The sequence below is a fragment of the Haloarcula sp. R1-2 genome, from assembly GCF_011627385.1.
Lineage (GTDB): Archaea > Halobacteriota > Halobacteria > Halobacteriales > Haloarculaceae > Haloarcula > Haloarcula marismortui.
The window spans coordinates 1046829-1064918 of the sequence record NZ_JAANTG010000001.1 but is presented as its reverse complement, the minus strand read 5'-3'; the positions used below and the strand labels follow the sequence as shown (position 1 = coordinate 1064918).

General features: G+C 62.0%; 17 protein-coding genes. 9 read left to right on the top strand and 8 right to left on the bottom strand.

The annotated features are described in order from the left end of the window. Window positions 1-91 precede the first annotated feature (91 nt). Both G9C82_RS05345 and G9C82_RS05340 read right to left on the bottom strand, forming a co-directional pair. Window positions 92-802, bottom strand: coding sequence for an SDR family oxidoreductase (locus G9C82_RS05345; protein ID WP_127013546.1), 711 nt, complete (start codon window positions 800-802; stop codon window positions 92-94). A gap of 95 nt (window positions 803-897) precedes the next feature. After that, window positions 898-1854: an NADPH:quinone reductase gene (locus G9C82_RS05340; protein ID WP_127013545.1), complete on the bottom strand. Its 957-nt coding sequence runs from the start codon at window positions 1852-1854 to the stop codon at window positions 898-900. Between the two features lie 397 nt (window positions 1855-2251). Here G9C82_RS05340 and G9C82_RS05335 point away from each other — a divergent pair, with 397 nt between their 5' ends. Both G9C82_RS05335 and sop2 read left to right on the top strand, forming a co-directional pair. Then, a complete protein-coding gene (locus G9C82_RS05335) occupies window positions 2252-4453 on the top strand; it encodes a methyl-accepting chemotaxis protein (protein ID WP_127013832.1) in 2202 nt (733 codons plus the stop codon). Between the two features lie 2 nt (window positions 4454-4455). Next, window positions 4456-5166, top strand: a complete 711-nt coding sequence (gene sop2 / locus G9C82_RS05330) for a sensory rhodopsin II (RefSeq protein ID WP_121303644.1) — start codon at window positions 4456-4458, stop codon at window positions 5164-5166. A gap of 138 nt (window positions 5167-5304) precedes the next feature. Here sop2 and G9C82_RS05325 read toward each other — a convergent pair whose 3' ends face one another. Then, window positions 5305-5637, bottom strand: a complete 333-nt coding sequence (locus G9C82_RS05325; protein WP_007188218.1) for a hypothetical protein — start codon at window positions 5635-5637, stop codon at window positions 5305-5307. 143 nt (window positions 5638-5780) lie between these two features. After that, window positions 5781-6740, bottom strand: a complete 960-nt coding sequence (locus tag G9C82_RS05320; protein WP_004518753.1) for a transcription initiation factor IIB family protein — start codon at window positions 6738-6740, stop codon at window positions 5781-5783. Between the two features lie 265 nt (window positions 6741-7005). Between G9C82_RS05320 and G9C82_RS05315 the strand changes: the two genes are divergently transcribed. Beyond that, complete coding sequence (locus G9C82_RS05315; RefSeq protein WP_127013544.1) at window positions 7006-7530, top strand: hypothetical protein; 525 nt, start codon at window positions 7006-7008, stop codon at window positions 7528-7530. After that, complete coding sequence (locus G9C82_RS05310; protein ID WP_127013543.1) at window positions 7527-8252, top strand: RNA methyltransferase; 726 nt, start codon at window positions 7527-7529, stop codon at window positions 8250-8252. Before G9C82_RS05315 ends, G9C82_RS05310 begins: the two co-directional genes overlap by 4 nt. Window positions 8253-8255: 3 nt before the next feature. On the opposite strand, the gene G9C82_RS05305 is transcribed toward G9C82_RS05310, so the two are convergent. Next, window positions 8256-10730 carry a bacterio-opsin activator domain-containing protein gene (locus tag G9C82_RS05305; RefSeq protein ID WP_127013542.1) on the bottom strand — a complete coding sequence of 825 codons (2475 nt, stop codon included), beginning with the start codon at window positions 10728-10730 and terminating at the stop codon, window positions 8256-8258. A 302-nt stretch (window positions 10731-11032) separates the two neighbouring features. Here G9C82_RS05305 and G9C82_RS05300 point away from each other — a divergent pair, with 302 nt between their 5' ends. Both G9C82_RS05300 and G9C82_RS05295 read left to right on the top strand, forming a co-directional pair. Continuing rightward, window positions 11033-11521 (top strand): HTH domain-containing protein, encoded by a 489-nt coding sequence (locus G9C82_RS05300; RefSeq protein WP_007188221.1) that lies wholly within the window; start codon window positions 11033-11035, stop codon window positions 11519-11521. Window positions 11522-11582: 61 nt separating this feature from the next. Then, entirely contained in the window at window positions 11583-12002 is a 420-nt protein-coding gene (locus G9C82_RS05295) for a hypothetical protein (RefSeq protein ID WP_004963447.1), read from the top strand. Here G9C82_RS05295 and gatE read toward each other — a convergent pair. Then, on the bottom strand, window positions 11999-13870 hold the full coding sequence (gene gatE / locus G9C82_RS05290; RefSeq protein ID WP_127013541.1) for a Glu-tRNA(Gln) amidotransferase subunit GatE: 1872 nt from the start codon (window positions 13868-13870) through the stop codon (window positions 11999-12001). The genes G9C82_RS05295 and gatE overlap by 4 nt on opposite strands. An 88-nt stretch (window positions 13871-13958) precedes the next feature. On the opposite strand from gatE, the gene G9C82_RS05285 reads away from it, so the two are divergent. After that, window positions 13959-14753 carry a hypothetical protein gene (locus G9C82_RS05285; protein ID WP_127013540.1) on the top strand — a complete coding sequence of 265 codons (795 nt, stop codon included), beginning with the start codon at window positions 13959-13961 and terminating at the stop codon, window positions 14751-14753. 34 nt (window positions 14754-14787) lie between these two features. On the opposite strand, the gene G9C82_RS05280 is transcribed toward G9C82_RS05285, so the two are convergent. Further along, window positions 14788-15084 (bottom strand): hypothetical protein, encoded by a 297-nt coding sequence (locus G9C82_RS05280; RefSeq protein WP_004963440.1) that lies wholly within the window; start codon window positions 15082-15084, stop codon window positions 14788-14790. A 158-nt stretch (window positions 15085-15242) separates the two neighbouring features. On the opposite strand from G9C82_RS05280, the gene G9C82_RS05275 reads away from it, so the two are divergent. Continuing rightward, complete coding sequence (locus tag G9C82_RS05275; protein ID WP_127013539.1) at window positions 15243-15746, top strand: GNAT family N-acetyltransferase; 504 nt, start codon at window positions 15243-15245, stop codon at window positions 15744-15746. Between the two features lie 376 nt (window positions 15747-16122). Here the strand turns inward: G9C82_RS05275 and G9C82_RS05270 are convergent, their stop codons facing one another. Then, the gene (locus G9C82_RS05270; RefSeq protein ID WP_127013538.1) at window positions 16123-17529 is read right to left on the bottom strand and encodes a class II fumarate hydratase; all 1407 of its coding nucleotides are present in this window, start codon (window positions 17527-17529) and stop codon (window positions 16123-16125) included. Window positions 17530-17764: 235 nt separating this feature from the next. Between G9C82_RS05270 and G9C82_RS05265 the strand changes: the two genes are divergently transcribed. Next, entirely contained in the window at window positions 17765-18085 is a 321-nt protein-coding gene (locus G9C82_RS05265) for a hypothetical protein (protein ID WP_127013537.1), read from the top strand. Window positions 18086-18090 lie beyond the last annotated feature (5 nt).

Here is an 18090-nt window from a genome sequence, read left to right as displayed (position 1 = left end):
TTGCCGCCGGTTCCTGACAGTGCGGATACGTGACGACGAGAAACGTGGGGCTAAGGCCGGGCGGCAGGCAGGCCAGATACAGCCACCAACGTCAGACCTCGCCGTACACCGGTACTGCCGCCCCGCTGGTCACGGCTGCGGCGTCAGAACAGAGGAACAACAGTACGTCGGCGATGTCTTTCGGGTCGACCCACGTCTCGAAATCAGCGTCGGGCATCATCTCCCGGTTCATCGGAGTGTCGATGACGCTGGGCATGACGGCGTTGGCTCGCACGGACCCGAGGTTCTCCGCCGCGATGGTCTCCGTTAGCAGTCGGACGCCGGCTTTCGACGCTCGGTAGAGGCCGTCGCCTGCACCGCCCTCCAGCGACGACCGCGCGGAGACGGAAACGATTGCGCCCTCGCTAGCCCGCAGGTGTGGAATCGCGTGTTTCGACGCCAGAAACATCGTCTTCAGGTTCACGTCGAACAGGAAATCGAACGTGGCCGCATCCGTCTCGTGGATCGGTGTGTCGCCGCGCCACGTTCCGGCGATGTTCAGCAAGTAGTCCAGTCGCCCGTGCTCGTCGACGACCGCGTCGATGGTCTCGGCGACGTCGTTCTCGTCGCTGAAGTCCGCCCGGTAGAAGTCCACGCGTTCGGGGTCGGAAAGCAGGAAATCCTCGGTGTTCGGTTCGATGATGTCACTACCACAGACGGTCGCCCCGGCCTTGAGAAAGGCGTTTGCGACCGCACTGCCCAGCGCCCCGCCGACGCCCGTGATCAGTACTATCTTACCGTCGAAATTATACCCGGTTGACATACAACTGTCAATGGATAGTAGTAATATAAAAGCCCATCTCAAGAAACCCGAGGGTCGAGTCTGTGGACCGACGATAGACGGTAGCGCCGGTCGGACTACGGCGTGACGACGAGTTTGCCGAGGAAGCTGTCGTTGCGCACGTCGTCGTGAGCGGCCGGGACTTCCGCGAAGTCGTAACGGCGGGCGACGACCGGCGTCAGTTCGTCGTCGGCCATGAGCGTCGCCAGTCGGGAAAGCACCGCGCCGAACTCGGGCGTGTTGAACATCGAGACGTGGTGGACGCTGAGGGCCTTAGCCCGGCAGCGCGGGACGTTCTCGAACGTCGCCGCGAGGTCGGTGTTCCCGATGGCGGCGATTCGCGCGCCCTGTGCGGCCACCTCGGCGTCGAACGCGAGGTAGTCGTCGAGCCGGTGGTCGAGAACCACGTCCGGTGCGCCGGCGTCGACCACCGCGTCGGCGAGGTCGTCCCGACTGTAGTCGAACACGTCGTCCGCACCGAGGTCGGCCAGTTGGTTGTGGTAGGCCGGTGACGCCGTCGTCGTCACCCGCGCTCCGTTCGCCGCAGCCAACTGGACCGCAACGTGGCCAACACCGCCGCTCCCGCCGTGAATCAGCGCCCGCTCGGCCGGCTCCAGTGAGCAGGCGTCGACGAGCGTCTGCCAGGCGGTGACGCCGACGAGCGCGACGGCCGCGCCCGCCTCGGCGGACACCCCGTCGGGGAGCCGCGCCAGATGTGATTCGGGAACAGTGACGTACTCCGCGCAGGTTCCCTGGAGCCAGTTGCCCAGCCCGGTTGCGAACGCCCGGTCGCCTTCGGTGACGGAAGCCACGCGCTCGCCGGTCGCGGCGACGGTCCCGGCACAGTCGGAGCCGGGTATCCAGGGCAGTTCGCCCGGTTCGTAGTCGCCGGTCCGGAAGTACGTATCGACCGGATTGACCGCCGCTGCCTCGACTTCGAGCAGGACCTCCTCTGGACCTGGCGTTGGTCGTTCGATGTCGTCGACGCGGAGCACGTCCGTCCCGCCGTATTCGTGGAATCGTACAGCACGCATTGCAATATTCGTCAGGCGGTATCGGCAAAACCTTTCCCCACAGTCTGATCGGCTTCTGATATGGTTTTCATATCGCGGTACGTGCAGCGAAATCGCCGGCAGCGAACGGGTGGGGCCGGTGCCCATCTCTGCGACTGTAAGGTATGTCAGTAGAGCAATAGAACGTTCCACCGGTAGCCGTTCCGAGGCGACGGATTTCTACAGTCGGTTGTGGTGCTTATCATCGGTGAGAATTGCGTAGCAACCCTTTATTAGCAGGTTTGTGTAGAATTGCGTGATGGATTCAAATAGGGACTCGCCGCTCCCGAGCTTTATTGCTGGCAGTTACGCTGCCAGGCTCGGGGTGGCGCTTTCATTCGCGATACTTGTTATTATCGCTGCTGGAGTCCTGACAAGCGTGCAGGCGTCCGCCACTCTCGAAGAAGACGTGGCGGACGACATCACCGCGCTGTCAGAGACACAGGCAGTACAGTTAGACGACTGGCTGACGACATCGCGTCGGAACGTCCGGTCGACGTCGCGACTTCCCGTGTTCACCGACGGAACGGACACGGAGAAACAGCAACGACTGGAGGAGTTACGGTCCAACGAGGAACTACCGCCCAGTGTCGTCGCAGTACACTACTTTGACACCGAGACAAGCGAGATTCGCGCCAGTTCGAATCAGGACTTCATCGGGGTCAACGCTGCCGAGCAAGGGGCACCGTTCGCTACGGACCCGCCACAGTTCGACGGCCCCCACGACACGCACGTGACGGAGCCGTTCTCCGTCTCAGTCGTTGACCACCCGATAGTTGCCGTCGTTTCGCCGGTCCCCGGTGACGAAGACAGAGCGCTCGTGTATATGATCGATCTCCGGGAGAAGGCCGACCAGATATCGAGCCACCGCGAAGGGTCATTTACCACGGTTGTCAACACCGACGGGGAGTTCGTCTCACACCCCAACCACTCGATGATCGGGTCGACAGCACCGATTTCCCAGATGGAATCGGACCCGCTGGGCACGCTCGAACCCGGACAGAGAATGTTCCACGAAACAGACAGTATGTTGATGGGGCTGACCCGTCTCGAATCACACGACTGGGTCGTTATGGTCCACTCCGACCGGGAGGCCGCATACGCCCTGAGCGATCAGATCAACTCTGACCTCATTGGTCTCATCCTGCTTGCCGTCGTCAACCTTGGACTCATCGGGGTCACGATCGGCGGAAACACGATTGCTTCGCTGCGGCGGCTTTCGGTAAAGGCTGAAGCGATGGCCGACGGTGAGCTGGATGTCGACCTCGATACGTCCCGGGAAGACGAGTTTGGAACACTGTACGCTGCCTTCGATAATATGCGGGCAAACCTCCGGACACAGATATCTGAAGCCGAAACTGCCAAGCAGGAAGCCGAGGCGGCCAAAGAGCAGGCACAGGCTGCCCGTGAGGATGTCGAATCCGAACGCAACGAGATGGAGGCGCTGACCGGCCACCTCGAACTCAAGGCACAGCAGTACAGCGACGCCCTCGACGCAGCCGCCAACGGCGACCTCACCGCACGGGTGGACACGGACAGCATGAACGACGCAATGGCGGAGGTCGGCGAGGACATCAACACGACGCTCGATGCGCTCGAAGACACAATCGCCGATATGAAAGCGTTCGCGACGAACGTCATCCAGTCCAGCGACCGTGTCAACTCGAACGCGGAGCGGGTCGACCGGGCTAGCAAGCAGGTGTCGAAGTCGATCAACGAGATCTTCGAGGGGACGACCGAGCAAAACGAAGGCCTTGAATCGGCGGCCGCAGAGATGCAGAACCTTTCGGCGACCGCACAGCAAGTCGCCTCCTCCGCCCAGCAGGTCGCCGACACGTCCCAGTCGGCCGCTAAAGTTGGCGAGGACGGCCGCGAAGCCGCACAGGAAGCTATTGCGGAGATGAGCGCTATCGAGGCCGAGACCGGCGAGACCGTCGAAGAGATCAACGCGCTCGACGACGAACTCGACGAAATCGGTGAGATTGTCGGCGTCATTACGAGTATCGTCGAGCAGACGAATATGCTGGCGCTGAACGCCTCTATCGAGGCCGCCCACGCTGACGGTGACGGTGAAGGGTTCGCTGTCGTCGCAGACGAGATCAAGGGCCTCGCAGAGGAGACCAAAGAGGCCGCCGCCGACATCGAAGGGCGCATCGAGGCCATTCAGGAGCAGGCCGGTGACACCGTCGAGACGATGGAATCGACCAGCACCCGAATCACTGAAGGCGTCTCGACGGTCGAGGAGACCGTCGATGCACTGGAGACCATCGTCGAGTACACCGAAGAGGTCGACACCGGCATTCAGGAGATCGACCGGGCGACCGAGGAACAGGCCCGGACCGCACAGGACGTGATGGGGACTATCGACGACTTGACGACGATCAGTCAGCAGACGGCGACGGAGGCGGACACCGTGGCCGGCGCGGCACAGGACCAGTCCGCGTCCATCGAAGAAGTGTCTGACTCCGCGACGGAACTCAGGCAGCGTGCTGACGATCTCGAATCGCTACTGGACCGCTTCACTGTCGAACATTCGGCCGGGACGGGCACTGACAGCACGGCTGCGACGGGGGACGACTAACAATGGCAACGATAACAACCTGGTTCACGCTGGGATTACTGGGTGAACTGCTCGGGACGGCGGTGCTGGCGTACGGCTACACGCTTGTCCCCGAAGAGACGCGGAAGCGGTATCTGCTGCTGATCGCGATTCCGGGTATCGCCATCGTTGCCTACGCGCTGATGGCGCTTGGCTTCGGGTCGATACAGAGCGAGGGGCACGCGGTGTACGTGGTCCGTTACGTCGACTGGCTGTTGACGACGCCACTCAACGTCTGGTTCCTGGCGCTGCTCGCTGGCGCAAGCCGGGAGGACACGGTGAAACTCGTCGTCCTGCAGGCGTTAACTATCGTCTTCGGGTTCGCCGGTGCAGTCACCGCGTCGCCAGTTAGCTACCTGATGTTCGCTATCGGTGCGGCGCTGTTCGGCGGCGTCATTTATCTCCTCTACCGGAACATCGCAGTGGCTGCGAAGTCGACCCTGTCCGACATAGAGGTCAGCCTGTACCGCACACTCCGGAACTTCGTTGTCGTCCTCTGGCTTGTGTATCCGGTCGTCTGGCTACTCGGTGCGGCAGGAGTGGGCCTCATGGATGTCGAGACCGCGACGCTCGTGGTCGTTTACCTCGACGTGGTCACGAAAGTCGGCTTCGGCGTCATTGCCTTGCTGGCGATGATCGACCTCGGCTCAGCCGGGGAGACCGCCGAGGAGCCGACAGCGGTTGCAGGGGACTAGCGAGGGGCAAGCGAAGCGCGCCCCTCGAAAATGCGAACGGCGACGAAAGGAGCCGTTCGCAGGGAGCGACCTTCGTTGCTGTGAAGTCCAGTTTTGTATGAGGCACTACACGCATATACGACGACACTCAACGGCCAGTCAGGACTGCTCTTCACTGGCGGTCCCAGTGGTCTCTGTCTCGTCAGTCGCGCCGGCCGCTTCAGTCCCGTCTACGGTATCGAGTGCGTCTGGAAGCTGATCTTGGATCAGCCAGAACGTCAGCCGGTAGACGCCATACCCGAGCAGGACGAATAACACAAGGTCGATAAGATACAGTTCGACGAATTCGAGGAGCGAAATTTCGTTGAGCGCGAGGTTGCCGGACAGGATAAGAAACTCAAGGGTGGCGAGGACAAACAGCGCGGGTGCAAAGAGGACCACCAGTCCGATGACGAGAAGTGCGACCCGTTTCTGTGAGGGGGAAACAGACATACCGCTAGTTCGCTGCCCAGACAGATAGCTCTACACGTTGCTTGTTACCAATCCTGTACCGACCGCCCACGCTATGCTATAGCAGACAGTGACCGAAGTGAACGGCGGACAGCGAGGGTATCGAATAAAGAGAAGCGCGCCGGTCAGTGGATGCCCATCGCTTCGATCTGCTCCTGATACCGGTTCCGGATGGTGACTTCTGTCACCTGAGCCACGTCAGCGACCTCGCGCTGGGTCTTCTTTTCGTTACACAGCAGCGAAGCGGCGTAGATGGCTGCGGCGGCGTAGCCAGTGGGTGATTTCCCCGAGAGCAGCCCTTGCTCGGCGGTGGTGTCGATGATTTCGTTGGCCTTCGACTGGACTTCCTCAGAAAGTTCCAGTTCGGAGGCAAACCGCGGGACGTACTGCTTGGGGTCGACCGGTTCCATCTTCAGTTCGAGTTCCTGAGCGACGTAGCGATACGTCCGGCCGATCTCCTTCTGTTCGACCCGGGAGACATCCGAAACTTCCTCTAGACTGCGGGGGATGCCTTCCTGTCGACAGGCCGCATACAGGCAGGCGGTGGCGACGCCCTCGATGGAGCGACCGCGGATGAGGTCCTCGTTGAGCGCCCGTCGATAGATGACCGAGGCGACTTCCCGGACCGACCGGGGGACACCGAGTGCGCTCGCCATGCGGTCGATCTCCGACAGTGCGAACTGCAGGTTCCGTTCGCCGGCGTCCTTGGTTCGGATGCGCTCCTGCCACTTCCGGAGGCGGTGCATCTGACTCCGCTTCTCCGAGGAGAGCGACCGACCGTAGGCGTCCTTGTCCTTCCAGTCGATCTGTGTGGTCAGCCCCTTGTCGTGCATCGTCTGGGTCGTGGGGGCTCCGACGCGTGACTTGGACTGGCGTTCGGAGTGATTGAACGCCCGCCACTCCGGCCCGCGGTCGATGTTCTCGTCTTCGATGACGAGGCCACAGTCCTCGCAGACGAGTTCACCACCGCCGTCGCTAGATATGGACTCCGACTCACACTCGGGGCAGGTCTGCTGGCCCGTGCTCTCGGACTCCTCCTCGCGTTCCTCCTGTTCAGAATCCCGCTGGCGCGTCGGCCGTTCCATGTGTTCTTTTACGGAGAAAAGCCAATCACGTATAAATGTTTGGGCGAGTCCGACAGTTTTGCCTGGTTTGGACGCGGTCTGTGAATCCTAAATGGAACAATCATGTTAAATTTACCTAGAGCTGTCTATGTTTCGAGCAAGCGATGGGTGTAATCGGCTGGCACACCTCGTTCTCACTCCGCGATGACGGTGGAGCGCGGACGGGCCGACACTGTTCGCCCCGCATATCGCGCTCTTTTAGTCCGGGACTCACCCACTTTGAGGTATGAGCAAGGTCAATATCGGGCTTCGGGGCTGGCGCTTTAATGAGGACGTGCTTGGGTCGGACGGGCGGGTCCGCCCGCTCAAGACCATGGAGCCGGAAACTCGCCAGCGGTTACTGGTGCTTGCAGAACGGGTTGTCGACCCCTGTGACGCCTGCTGGCTTATTCACGGCGACGAAGACATCGAACAGTGCAACGTCGCGGATGCTATCTACGGCGAGCCGATGGGCGAGGTAGTCGTCTGTTCGGACCACGAGACGGACTTCATCTACTGGTTCCGTGAGGAAGGCGGCGAGGCTTACGCCGGCGGTACTGACCTGGCCTCGGCCTTCCACGAGTGGTTCCTTGACGGGAACCGCGCCCCGGAGGGGTACGTCGGCCTTGAACACGTCGATGAAGACCCGACAGCGCTGCCAGAGGCCCCCGACAGGGACGAAGCGATTCCGGGACTCGAAGAGGAAGTCGAGCAGATGGACGAGGAGGACCTCGACACAATCGATATGGACCTCAGCGACCTGGACGTATGATATCGGTCGCCGTCGTCGACGCGGAGACGCCGGGCAACGTCGGCACCATCGCCCGGTCGATGAAGAACTTCGGCCTGTCGGAACTGCTGCTCGTCGACCCGCCGGAGCTAGACCCAGACGGCGAAGCGTATGGCTTTGCTGGCCAGGCCCGTGACGACATCCTGCCGAACGCCCGGACGGTGACGTTCGACGACATCGTCGAGAACTACCACACCGTCGCCTGCACGGCGACGACCAACGAGGACCCCGCTAACCACGTCCGGTATCCAGCGACGACCCCGGCCGACCTGACCGACTCGCTCCGGGATGTCGAGGGCGATATCTGCGTCGTCTTCGGCCGCGAACGGGTCGGGCTCTCGAACGACGAACTCGCACGGCTGGACGTCATCTGCTCTATCCCGGCCAGCGCGTCGTATCCGGTGTTGAACCTCGGTCAGGCGGCCACCATCGTGCTCTACGAACTCCGCGAGCTAACTGTCGACGAGACCCAGCACCCCGAGGAGCTGCATACGCTCGCCGAGACGCCGGCGGTCGAGGGCCTACACGAGGAGTTTGACCGATTCCTCGGCGCTATCGGTCACCCCGAAGAGAAACAACACAAGGCCCGGCGGCTGTTCCGGCGGGTGCTCGGGCGTGCGCAACCGACCGGCCGGGAGACGAAGACGCTTCGCGGCCTGTTTCGGCAAGCCCGACAGCGAATCGAGCGTGCCGAAGACGACTGAGGGTCAGTCGAGCTTTTCAGACCCAGTGTCGGAGTCGAACAGCGAACCGATGACGGCATCGTGGGCCTTCCGCAACCGGTAGTGCAAGGTCGGCGCGGAAATGTCGAGTGTCGCAGCCAGTTCCTCCGCGGAGCTCCCTCGCGGCCAGTCGTAGTAGCCGCGTGCATAGGCAGTCTTGAGCGCGGCGGCCTGTTTCGGCGTTAGCCGGTCGCGTATCCGCGTCTGGAAGTCAGTGGCCGTCGAGACCGGCTGGTCGACGTACTGCTTGCTCCGTAGTTCTGTCCCGGGCGTTCCCTCCTGAATCGCCTCAACGACGGCACGGACGTTGATATCCGGTGCCATCTCCGCTGTGAACCGAAGGTCGCCGTCCGCTGCGACGGCCTGCTGAACGGCCCCGCCGTAATCTGCGAGCGTGTCAAGCGGCGATGTGGATATCTCATCAAGCGTGACTTCGAACAGGGGCGCTCGGTTCTCCGCCGCCGTTTCCACGACGGCACAGGACTCGACTGACGGCGTCTCAGTGAGCGCCTGACACACCCGGTCACTGTCCACACCCTTGGCGCGAACATAGTGGATACAGTTCCCGGAGCTGATCGGAACGCGCCGTTCGAGCGTGAATGAACAGTCGAGCATCGCGGAGAGGCCGGCGAAGATATCGTCGGAATCCGGCGTCAGGAACTCCAGTTCGACGGTCGTCGCCGCCAGCAATGACTGTTGACTGTGGACGCGCTGGATAGAAAGCGCGATAAGTCGCCCCAGATCAGCCAGGATGTCCGACTCACGGCAGCCAATCGTCGCTCCAGTCGATGCGTACACCATCAGTACGCCGTATGTCGTCTCGCCAGTTGTCAGGGGAACTGCCGCGACGGAGCAATGGTCTGCGATTAGTGGGCGGTCGATCTTGGTGTCCGAAGGCGTCGACACGCTGGCGATGTCCTCGACGACCTGTACCTCACCGGTGTCGATGGCGTCGATGGCGAGGCTGTGCTCGCCGGACGAAAGCTGCTCCGACGTCGCCGTGTCTATCCCAGCAGCGGCACCCAGTGTTATGCTCGTGGCACTCCCGCGGCTCCCGGTCCAGACGGCCTGGTACAGGTCCGATTCAGTGAGATGTGCACACACTGCCGATTCGATTCCCTCACGTGTCTGTGTGTCCTGTAACGCCTTCGCGATCTCTCTGCCCAGCACGTTGAGCCGCTGTGCCTGCTTGAGCTTGTCACGCTGTCGTTCGAGCTCGGTCTGGCGGTGCTTATGAGCGGTGATATCTCGCGCGACGAAAATGACAGTGTCGGGGTCGTACGCGCGACTTTCCAGCGGTGCGACCCGTGCCTCGAACCACCGCTTGCCACTGGGCGCCTGCAGTTTGTACTCCACGGACTGAAACGACCCGGTCCGCAGGGCTGCACGAACGGCCGCCAGTAGCGAATCAGCGGTATCGTGAGGGAAGAACTCGTGTAGCGTCTGGCCGACAAGCGTGTCCGTATCGTCTACCGTCAGCATCGTCTCCGGGTCGGTCAGACAGTCGAGAAATCGCCCTTCCGCGTCGATAATGAAACTGGGGTCGGGAAAGGCAGTGTTCAACGCGTCCCGCTGTTCCGAGTGGCGCTGTCGTTCGAGTTCGTAGCCGGCCCAGTCGGAGAGCAACCGGACGAACGTCAGGTCCCACTGCGTGAACTCCGCTGTGCGCGGCTCCAGTCCGTAGAAGCAGAACGTCCCGTACACGGCTCCATCGACGACGACGGGCGCGCCGATGTAGTTCACAATGCCCCACTCCGGGTCAGCGAGGTCCGGCGCGTCCGCCTCAACGTCCCTGATCGCGAGTGGTTCGCGGTGTTCGACGACGTGTCTGCAGTTCGGGAGGTCCTCGATGCTGGTCGTTCTGCCGGCTTCGAGGTCGGCAGTCGTCGGTGCAGTGACTGCCTCGAACACGTACTCGTCGCCGTGGACCCGAGAGAGCGTCCCAAACGACGAACCGAGCGTCTCACAGCCGAGCTCTAACAGCGCGTTGAGCTGTTCTGTGAACGTCCGGCTTGAGTCGGTGCAGATGTCGTAGGCCGCTTCGAGCACCGACTCCCGTTGCTTCCGGGCCGTGATGTCGATATGTGCGATAGATGCGAACGTCTCCCCATCAATGGTGAACGGAGCAGCGTACAACCGGAACCACCGCTTCGCTGACTGGGTGTGACACGGGTATTCGAGTTCGAACGAGGATTGCTCGCCGGTGAGGACGGCCCTGATCCCCTCGGCTGCCTGTTGCCCAGTCGTGTCGTCAGCCATGTCAGCGACACCGAGGTAGTTCACGCCGAGCGTATTCGGTGTCACCTCTGTTCCGTTTGCCCGGCCGAACTCGCTCCATGTCTCGTTCGTCGAGAGAATCACCCCGGACGCATCTACGATCGCAAACATGAGGGGTAGTGTATCGATGGCTGGCCCGTACAGAGCGGGAACATCGTGGCCATCCATGACACTCGGGACCATGCGTTCAGTGTGGTGGCGAGCTACTTAAGGCCCGGTGTCTGGTTAGAATATTAATATTTCAGCAACGCTCATACCTGTGGCGAATATAATCCCGAATTAGGGCTATAGCGGACTTTTGAGGGACCACATTCGAACGAACCCCTGACATACCAAACACCAAATATTCACATATTAACCAATTACCGACCGGCCCGGATATATCAGATATGATTCCGTTTCGCCCCGATTTATTCTAGGGACCTAGAGAGAGTGTTTAGGATGGTTACCACTGTAGCGACCCACAGGATACTCACTGCCTCACTATGGATTCCACTGCTAATCCAGTTCGCGTCGAACTGTTCGTCCGGTCCCTATGTCCGGAAGCTGCAACGCAACAACAGAACTACGTGCTTGACCGGTTACAGGCTCTTGAGGACGCTGGCCGTATCGAGGACCTGTCGATACTGATCTGGGGACGCCGGATCGAACCGCGACTCGCACAGCGGACTGCGGAGGGACGACACCTGCTGGAACGGCTTTCCATGTTCGAACAGTGGGAACGGGACTCCGATGTCTCGCTTGACGCCTTCGACTGGCAGCACCCGGTGACAAACATGGTTTCCGACGAGTCGGTCAACGTCATCACGCTGCCGTCGCTTGCCCTCGCTGAGTACGTTGACGATGACCTCCAGCACGTCGCCCCCTGCACGCGAGATGGCACGGTCTACCGCGTTGTCGATCGTGTCAACCACCTCGCGGATACTGCAGACATAGCCGACGAAGTTGGGCATGAGCGTACTGTGGTACAATAGCGTTCGAACCGTCCAAACCTGACACGCGAACCGTCCAGATCCCAGCACCATACCAGGTAACATGAACACGAAACAAACCGAGATACCGGATTCGCTTCCAGTGGACGACCGGCTGTCGCTCCTGTCATCGCACTACCGCCGGTACCTCCTGTACGGGCTTTCACAGTACACGACACCGGTTTCACTGGCTGTGCTCACGGACACGGTGACCGAATTCGAACACGGGACACCAGCTGAACAGTACCGTGACGAGCGGCTCACGATTTACACGGCCCTCTACCACAACCACCTGCCGCGGCTGGTCGATGCCGGTGTCGTCCAGTACAACCAATCGGAAGACATGGTCGACATCGGGCCGAACGCGCCAGCCCTCGTTCCGCTACTCGAGTCGACGATAGAACACGACCTGTCGGCGAGCGGTAACGGGCTGTCATCGACCGCCGTCGATATCGCTTCCTTACAGCCTGAACGAAGCAATTAAGCCCGCTTCTGTATCTCTGAGCGCAACACGTCGCTCACCGTATCGCCGTCGGCTTTGCCACGGAGTGCGCCCATGCACTCGCCCATCAGCGCCGAGAACGCGCCCATGCCTTCCTCGGCGACCTGGTCCTCGTGGCGTTCGACGACTTCGGCAACGGCGTCACGGACTTCCGACTCGTCGACGCCGCCCAGCCCCTCCTGCTCGACAGCTTCCTCGGCGGTCAGTGACGGGTTCTCGGCGAGTGCCGTCAGGAGGTCTTCCATCCCCTCACGCGGCACGTCTCCGCCGTCGACCAGCAGAATTGCGCCCTGCAGGTGTTTGTCGGTGAGGTTCTCGACGGGCACGTCGTCGCGGCGGAGTTCGGTCAGCGTCGACTCCAGCGTGCCGGCGGCCAGCGTCGGGTCGACGTCCTCGCCCTCCACCAGTGCCTCGAACAGCGGCCATCGCTGGCCGTAGGCGACCTGCTCGGCGAGGCCGGAGCCGAGGTCGAACTCGCTCTCGTATCGGTCGACCTTCTCGGTGAGCAGCTCCGGCGTCTCGACCTCGGTCACGTCGGGTTCGACGGGTGGCACGTCCGTCTCGGGGTACATCCGCGCTGCGCCGGGGAGCGGGCGGAGGTACCGTGACGTGGCGTCCTCGTTCGCATCTCGCGTTTCTTCGGGGACGCCTTCGAGCGCGGTTTCGGCTCGCTCGGCGACGGCGTCGATGGCGAGTTCGGCGGTCTCCGGGTCATCAGCGACAATAGCGACAGCGTCCTCCGAGCCGGCCCCAACAGCGTCCCGTAGCGCCTCGACTTCCGCCTCGGTGACGCCGTAGGCCGGGAGTTCGTCTGTGTGGAAGATGCCGCCAGCGCCGTGGCGCTTAGCGTGGTCGGACAGTTCGGTTCCGAGCCGGCGGTCAGGCTGAATCTCGCGGCCCACGAGCCCGTCGAAGCCAGACAGCAGGAGGCCCTGTACTTTGCCGCCCGAGGAGAGCGCCCCCTCGATGACGCCCGAATCCGTGTCCTCGAACACCTCGGTCACGTCCTGTGGTTCGCCGACGGTGGCGCCGCGCTCGGCGAGCTCCTCGGCGATGTCCAGCAGTTCGACCTGCCGACGGACCTCGTTACGGACGAGGTCGTCGATGTCATCGAGGCTCTGGACGCCTTTCAGCTCTATCCGTGCGCCCTCCTCGATGGAGACGTTCACGTCCTGACGGATGGTTCCGAGGCCGCGCTTGACCTTCCCGGTCGAACGGAGGAGCATTCCGATGCGCTCGGCGGCTTCACGGGCCTGCTCGGGCGAACTGATGTCCGGCTTCGTGCCGATTTCGACCAGCGGAATGCCGAGACGGTCGAGCGAAAAGCGGACGCCGTCCTCAGTCTCCTCGATGCGCTGGCAGGACTCCTCCTCAAGCAGCATATCCTCGACACCGACCGGGCCGGCGCTCGTCTCGATGGCCCCGTCGTTTGCGACCAGCATCGAGCGCTGGAACCCCGTAGTGTTCGAGCCGTCGACGACGATTTTCCGCATGACGTTCACTTGGTCGACGACGGACATATCCAGTAGCTGGGCGATTTCGAGCGTCGTCTCCATCGCTTCGCGGTCGACGCGGTGCGGTGGCTCGTCGTCCTCCTCGACGAGACAGGTCGTGTCGTAGGCCAGATACTCGAACTCCCGGTCAACCATGCTCTCCTCCAGCGCCGCCTCGTCGATCTCCCCGAGTTCGCTCTTTGTCGGGTGCAGATAGCGGGTAAAGGAGCGCTCGCTCTCTTCGGGTTCGCGGATCGTCGTCGGACAGTCACAGAACAGTTTCGTCGCAGTATCGAGTTGCTGGTGAATCTCTAGGCCAGCGACGAGCCCCAGCTCCTCGTAGTCGTACTCGGTCATTGTCGAGGTGTCCGGGACCGGGGGCCAAAAAACGCACCCTTCCCGCGCTCGCCGCCGCCCTTTTGGCTGTCTCGCCCTCACTGTCAGTATGCGCTGGCTGTCGACAGCCGCGGTGGTCGTTGTTCTCCTGACAGCCGGCTGTAACGCCTTCGTCGGCGCTGACACTGCTGATCAGCGAACTGTCACGCCCGCCCCGGTCCCAACAGCAGCCGAGTCGGACACGGCAACATCGCTGGACCCGCCGCCCGGCGTTACCACGGAGCGCCTCGAAAACGTCGCCCTCCTTGCGGCTGCTCACCGACAGGCGCTCAACGGTACTACCTACACCCTGCATGAACGCTACAGCGAGTTCACAATCGGGAACGACAGCAGTTCCGTCCGGCGCGAAGAGACTGTCGCCGTCGAATCACCGACGCGGTACCGCGACGAGATGGTCAGAATGAGGACGGACTCGAACGGGGCCGTCGAGCGGTACGAACAGTCGACCTACGCCGACGGCACCAACTGGTACGAGCGCCGTGACAACGGCACCGTCGAGCGCCAGCGCGGCGAGGTCCGGTTCAGCCGTGATAAGTACGCCTACCGGACCGCGTTCTACCTGAATCGCTACGCCGTGGTCAACCAGAGTGCCACGGCCGTCATCACACGGGACGGCGGCCGAGTCTACCGGATTCGCGGTTCCGGCGGCGAGATTCCAACCGCGGAACGGCTAGAAGAGTTTCGTGTCGAACTGCTGGTCGAATCAAATAGCCTCGTCCGCCAATTTAGCGTCTGGTACCGTACCGAGGACCGTATCGTCGAATACAGTTTCTGGTACGAGGATATCGGCGAAACGACAGCGGAGCGGCCGGCGTGGCTCAACGAATCAACACCGGCGAACTGAGTGAGGTCGGCACGCGGCACCGCACGCCAAGCGGCTACAGGCGGTCTGTCTCGGTTCGAACTTCGTCCGTTCCGGACGTGCTCCCTGCTCGGTCGTCGTAGTATTTCCGGCCGATAAAGTCGTCGTCGAGATTCCCGACCAGAGAGTTATACAGCCCCTCTGCGGACTGGTACGTGGCCTCACTGGTTCGGGCCAATACCTCACTCATTTCGACCGAGTCACCGTTCTGAGCGGCCAGTTCGACATCGCCGAGTTGCTGGACGACAGTGGCGTGCTCAGCGGGAAACTCACAGGCCTGATCGAACAGCTGCAACGTTTCTGAGTAACGCATCTATACAACACCTCTATATTCCTAATCAAAAAATATTATGAATTCTGTTTGTCCGGTGATGGGCTTCGCCGACCAGATCCGGTCGGTGGGATGAGACCTACTATTTCGCTCCACTTGGCGCGGGAAAACATTTCACAGGTCGTGACATATATGTTCATATGACAATCCGATTGGTAATTCCGGACGACGTAACGGCCATCAATCAGGTGGCGACGGCGGCCTGGGAGACGGATTACCCGGACATCCTCTCGCGCGAGACAGCTGAGGACGGCGTTCGCGACTGGTACGCGCCCGAACAACTCGAATCAGAACTGGTCGAATCACAGACGCTCCTGCTCGTCGCCGAGCGCGAGGAGCACGTCGTCGGGTTCGCACACGCGACGTGGCACGAGACTGACCAGGAAGGCTATATTCTCCGGTTGTACGTCCATCCAGACTACAGGCGCGAGGGAATCGGCCGGTCACTGTTAGAACAGACCTGCGAGGAACTGTTCGAGCACGATATCCACCGGATCAACGCAATGGTCCTCTCGGCGAACGAACCGGGAGCCGAGTTCTACGAGGGATTCGGATTCGAATTCGCCGACGAGAGCGAAACCGAAATCGGCGGCGAGCGCTACCCTGAGAGCCGCTACGTCCTCGCAGACGAGTCGCGGGTCTAGAAGCATCGGTCGCAGTGGCCCGATGCTGTTTACCTGCAATGGCGGCTGCCCGTCGGCACAGAACCGACCAGAAAATAGAGACACAGCAGGGGTCGTGCACTCCGCTGCTCTGTCAGTCGTTCCTCGCGTTTCGGGGACCGGGACCCTCACAACGCCGTTCCGGTACGAGAAATCTCACTCCGTTCGGCCGCTCGCTACTCACGGGTCACTCTGTTCCCCGTCGTCGGGCGGCGATACCGCCCGACTGCTTGCGGGACCGAAGGTCCCGCTCCGCTCGCATTTCCGAGGCAGTTCCTTGTGGTCGTTCCCTCGCTACTCGCGGGTCGCTATCGCTCTCCGCTCGCACTAATGAGGGCCGCGCTTCGCGCGCCCCTCGCTACTCCTCGCCTAGAATGCCACGCTTCGTCATCTTCTCGGGGTCGAGCACGTCGTCGACCTCGTCTTCGTCGAGATAGCCCTCTTCGAGGACAACCTCGCGGATGGTCTTTTCATCAGCAAGCGCCTTCTTCGCGACCTTGCTCGCCTTGTCATAGCCGATGGCGGGGTTGAGTGCTGTTGCCAGCGCCATGCTCTGCTCGACGCGCTCGGCACAGTGGTCTGCGTCGGCTTCGAGTTTGGCGACGAACTTCTCGCCGAACACCGCGCTGCTGTTGGCGATGAGCTTGGCCGATTGCAGGAAGTTCGAAGCCAGCACGGGCTTGTAGAGATTCAGGTCGATCTGGCCCTCTGCAGCGCCAGCTGAGACGGCGGCGTCGTTACCGACGACCTGCTTGTGGACCTGATTGACCGCTTCGGCGACAACGGGGTTGATTTTCCCGGGCATGATCGAGGAGCCGGGCTGGTTCTCCGGCTGGTCGATCTCGCCGAGACCGTTGCGGGGCCCGGACGCGAGCAGTCGGAGGTCGTTTGCGATCTTGTTCAGTGAGCCGGCGACCGTCCGGAGCGCGCCGTGGGCTTCCGACATCGCGTCGTGGGCCGCCTGGGCCTCGAAGTGGTTGTCGGCCTCGCGGAAGCTGAGACCGGTTTCCTCGCTGATGTACTCCGCGGCTTTTTCGGGGAAGTCTGGATGCGTGTTGAGTCCGGTCCCGACCGCAGTTCCGCCGAGTGCGAGTTCGGCCAGACGGCCGTGGGTATCCTGCACCCGGGAGATACCCTTCTCGACCTGCGTGCGGTACCCGGAGAATTCCTGCCCCAGTGTCACCGGCGTCGCGTCCTGCAGGTGGGTTCGTCCGGTCTTAACGACGGTGTCGAACTCGTCTTCTTTGGCTTCGAGTTCATCACGCAGCGTCTTCAGGCCCGGAATCACGTCCTTCTCGACCGCTTCGAGGGAGGCGACGTGCATTGCCGTCGGAATCACGTCGTTGCTGGACTGACCGAAGTTGACGTGGTCGTTCGGGTGGATCTCGCGGGTCCCGATGTCACCGCCGTACAGCTCCGTGGCGCGGTTGGAGATGACCTCGTTGGCGTTCATGTTCGACGACGTGCCCGACCCGGTCTGGAACACGTCGACGGGGAACTGGTCGTCGTGTTCGCCGGCGATGACTTCGTCGGCGGCTTCGACGATACAGTCCGCCTTGTCTTCCGGAATCGTTTCGAGGTCGCGGTTCGCCTGTGCGGCCGCCTTCTTGACGACGCCGAGCGCTCGGATGAACCGACGCCCGAAGGTTACGTCGCTGATCGGGAAGTTCTCGACGGCGCGTTGCGTCTGTGCGCCCCAGTACGCGTCGGCTGGCACCTGCATCTCACCGAGGCTATCCTGCTCTGTCCGGTACTCGTCGGTCATACGTCCGGGGGGTGGTCCGCCCGGTCGTAAAACCCACCGGTACGAGTCGGGACACCACTCGGCACAGCCCTGCAACTGCCGGGACAGTCGTTCACTGGCCACCACAACTCTGCAGTTGGAGAGCGGAGACCGTGGGGCTCAGAACCCGTGACCTGGATAAACGTGTATTATCATTCGGAAATATTAAGTAGAATCTCTCTCCACTTACCATGAGTTCGACGCCACAGAGACGTTCATGACTGATGCCCCCACAATGTCCGGTGACGGCGGTGTGTTGCTGCCGTCGTCGGCTGTTGGGGCCCGATGGGACACCGACGGACGTGACACATCGCGAACGCTCGCAGCCGGTGTACCCGCCGCGTTGCAATCGCTCGCTCGGCACGACGACGGGATGGCACACCCGTCATCCGGCGTATCCACGCCGCCCGCCAGCCTGTGTTGGTGCGACAGGTGGGCGGGTCGCGTGGTCTACGTGCGTGCTGGCTGGCGAGTCTATGTGACTGACGACACATCCGTCGGGACGATGGACGGCGAACTCACGTCGGCGAACCACTGACCAAC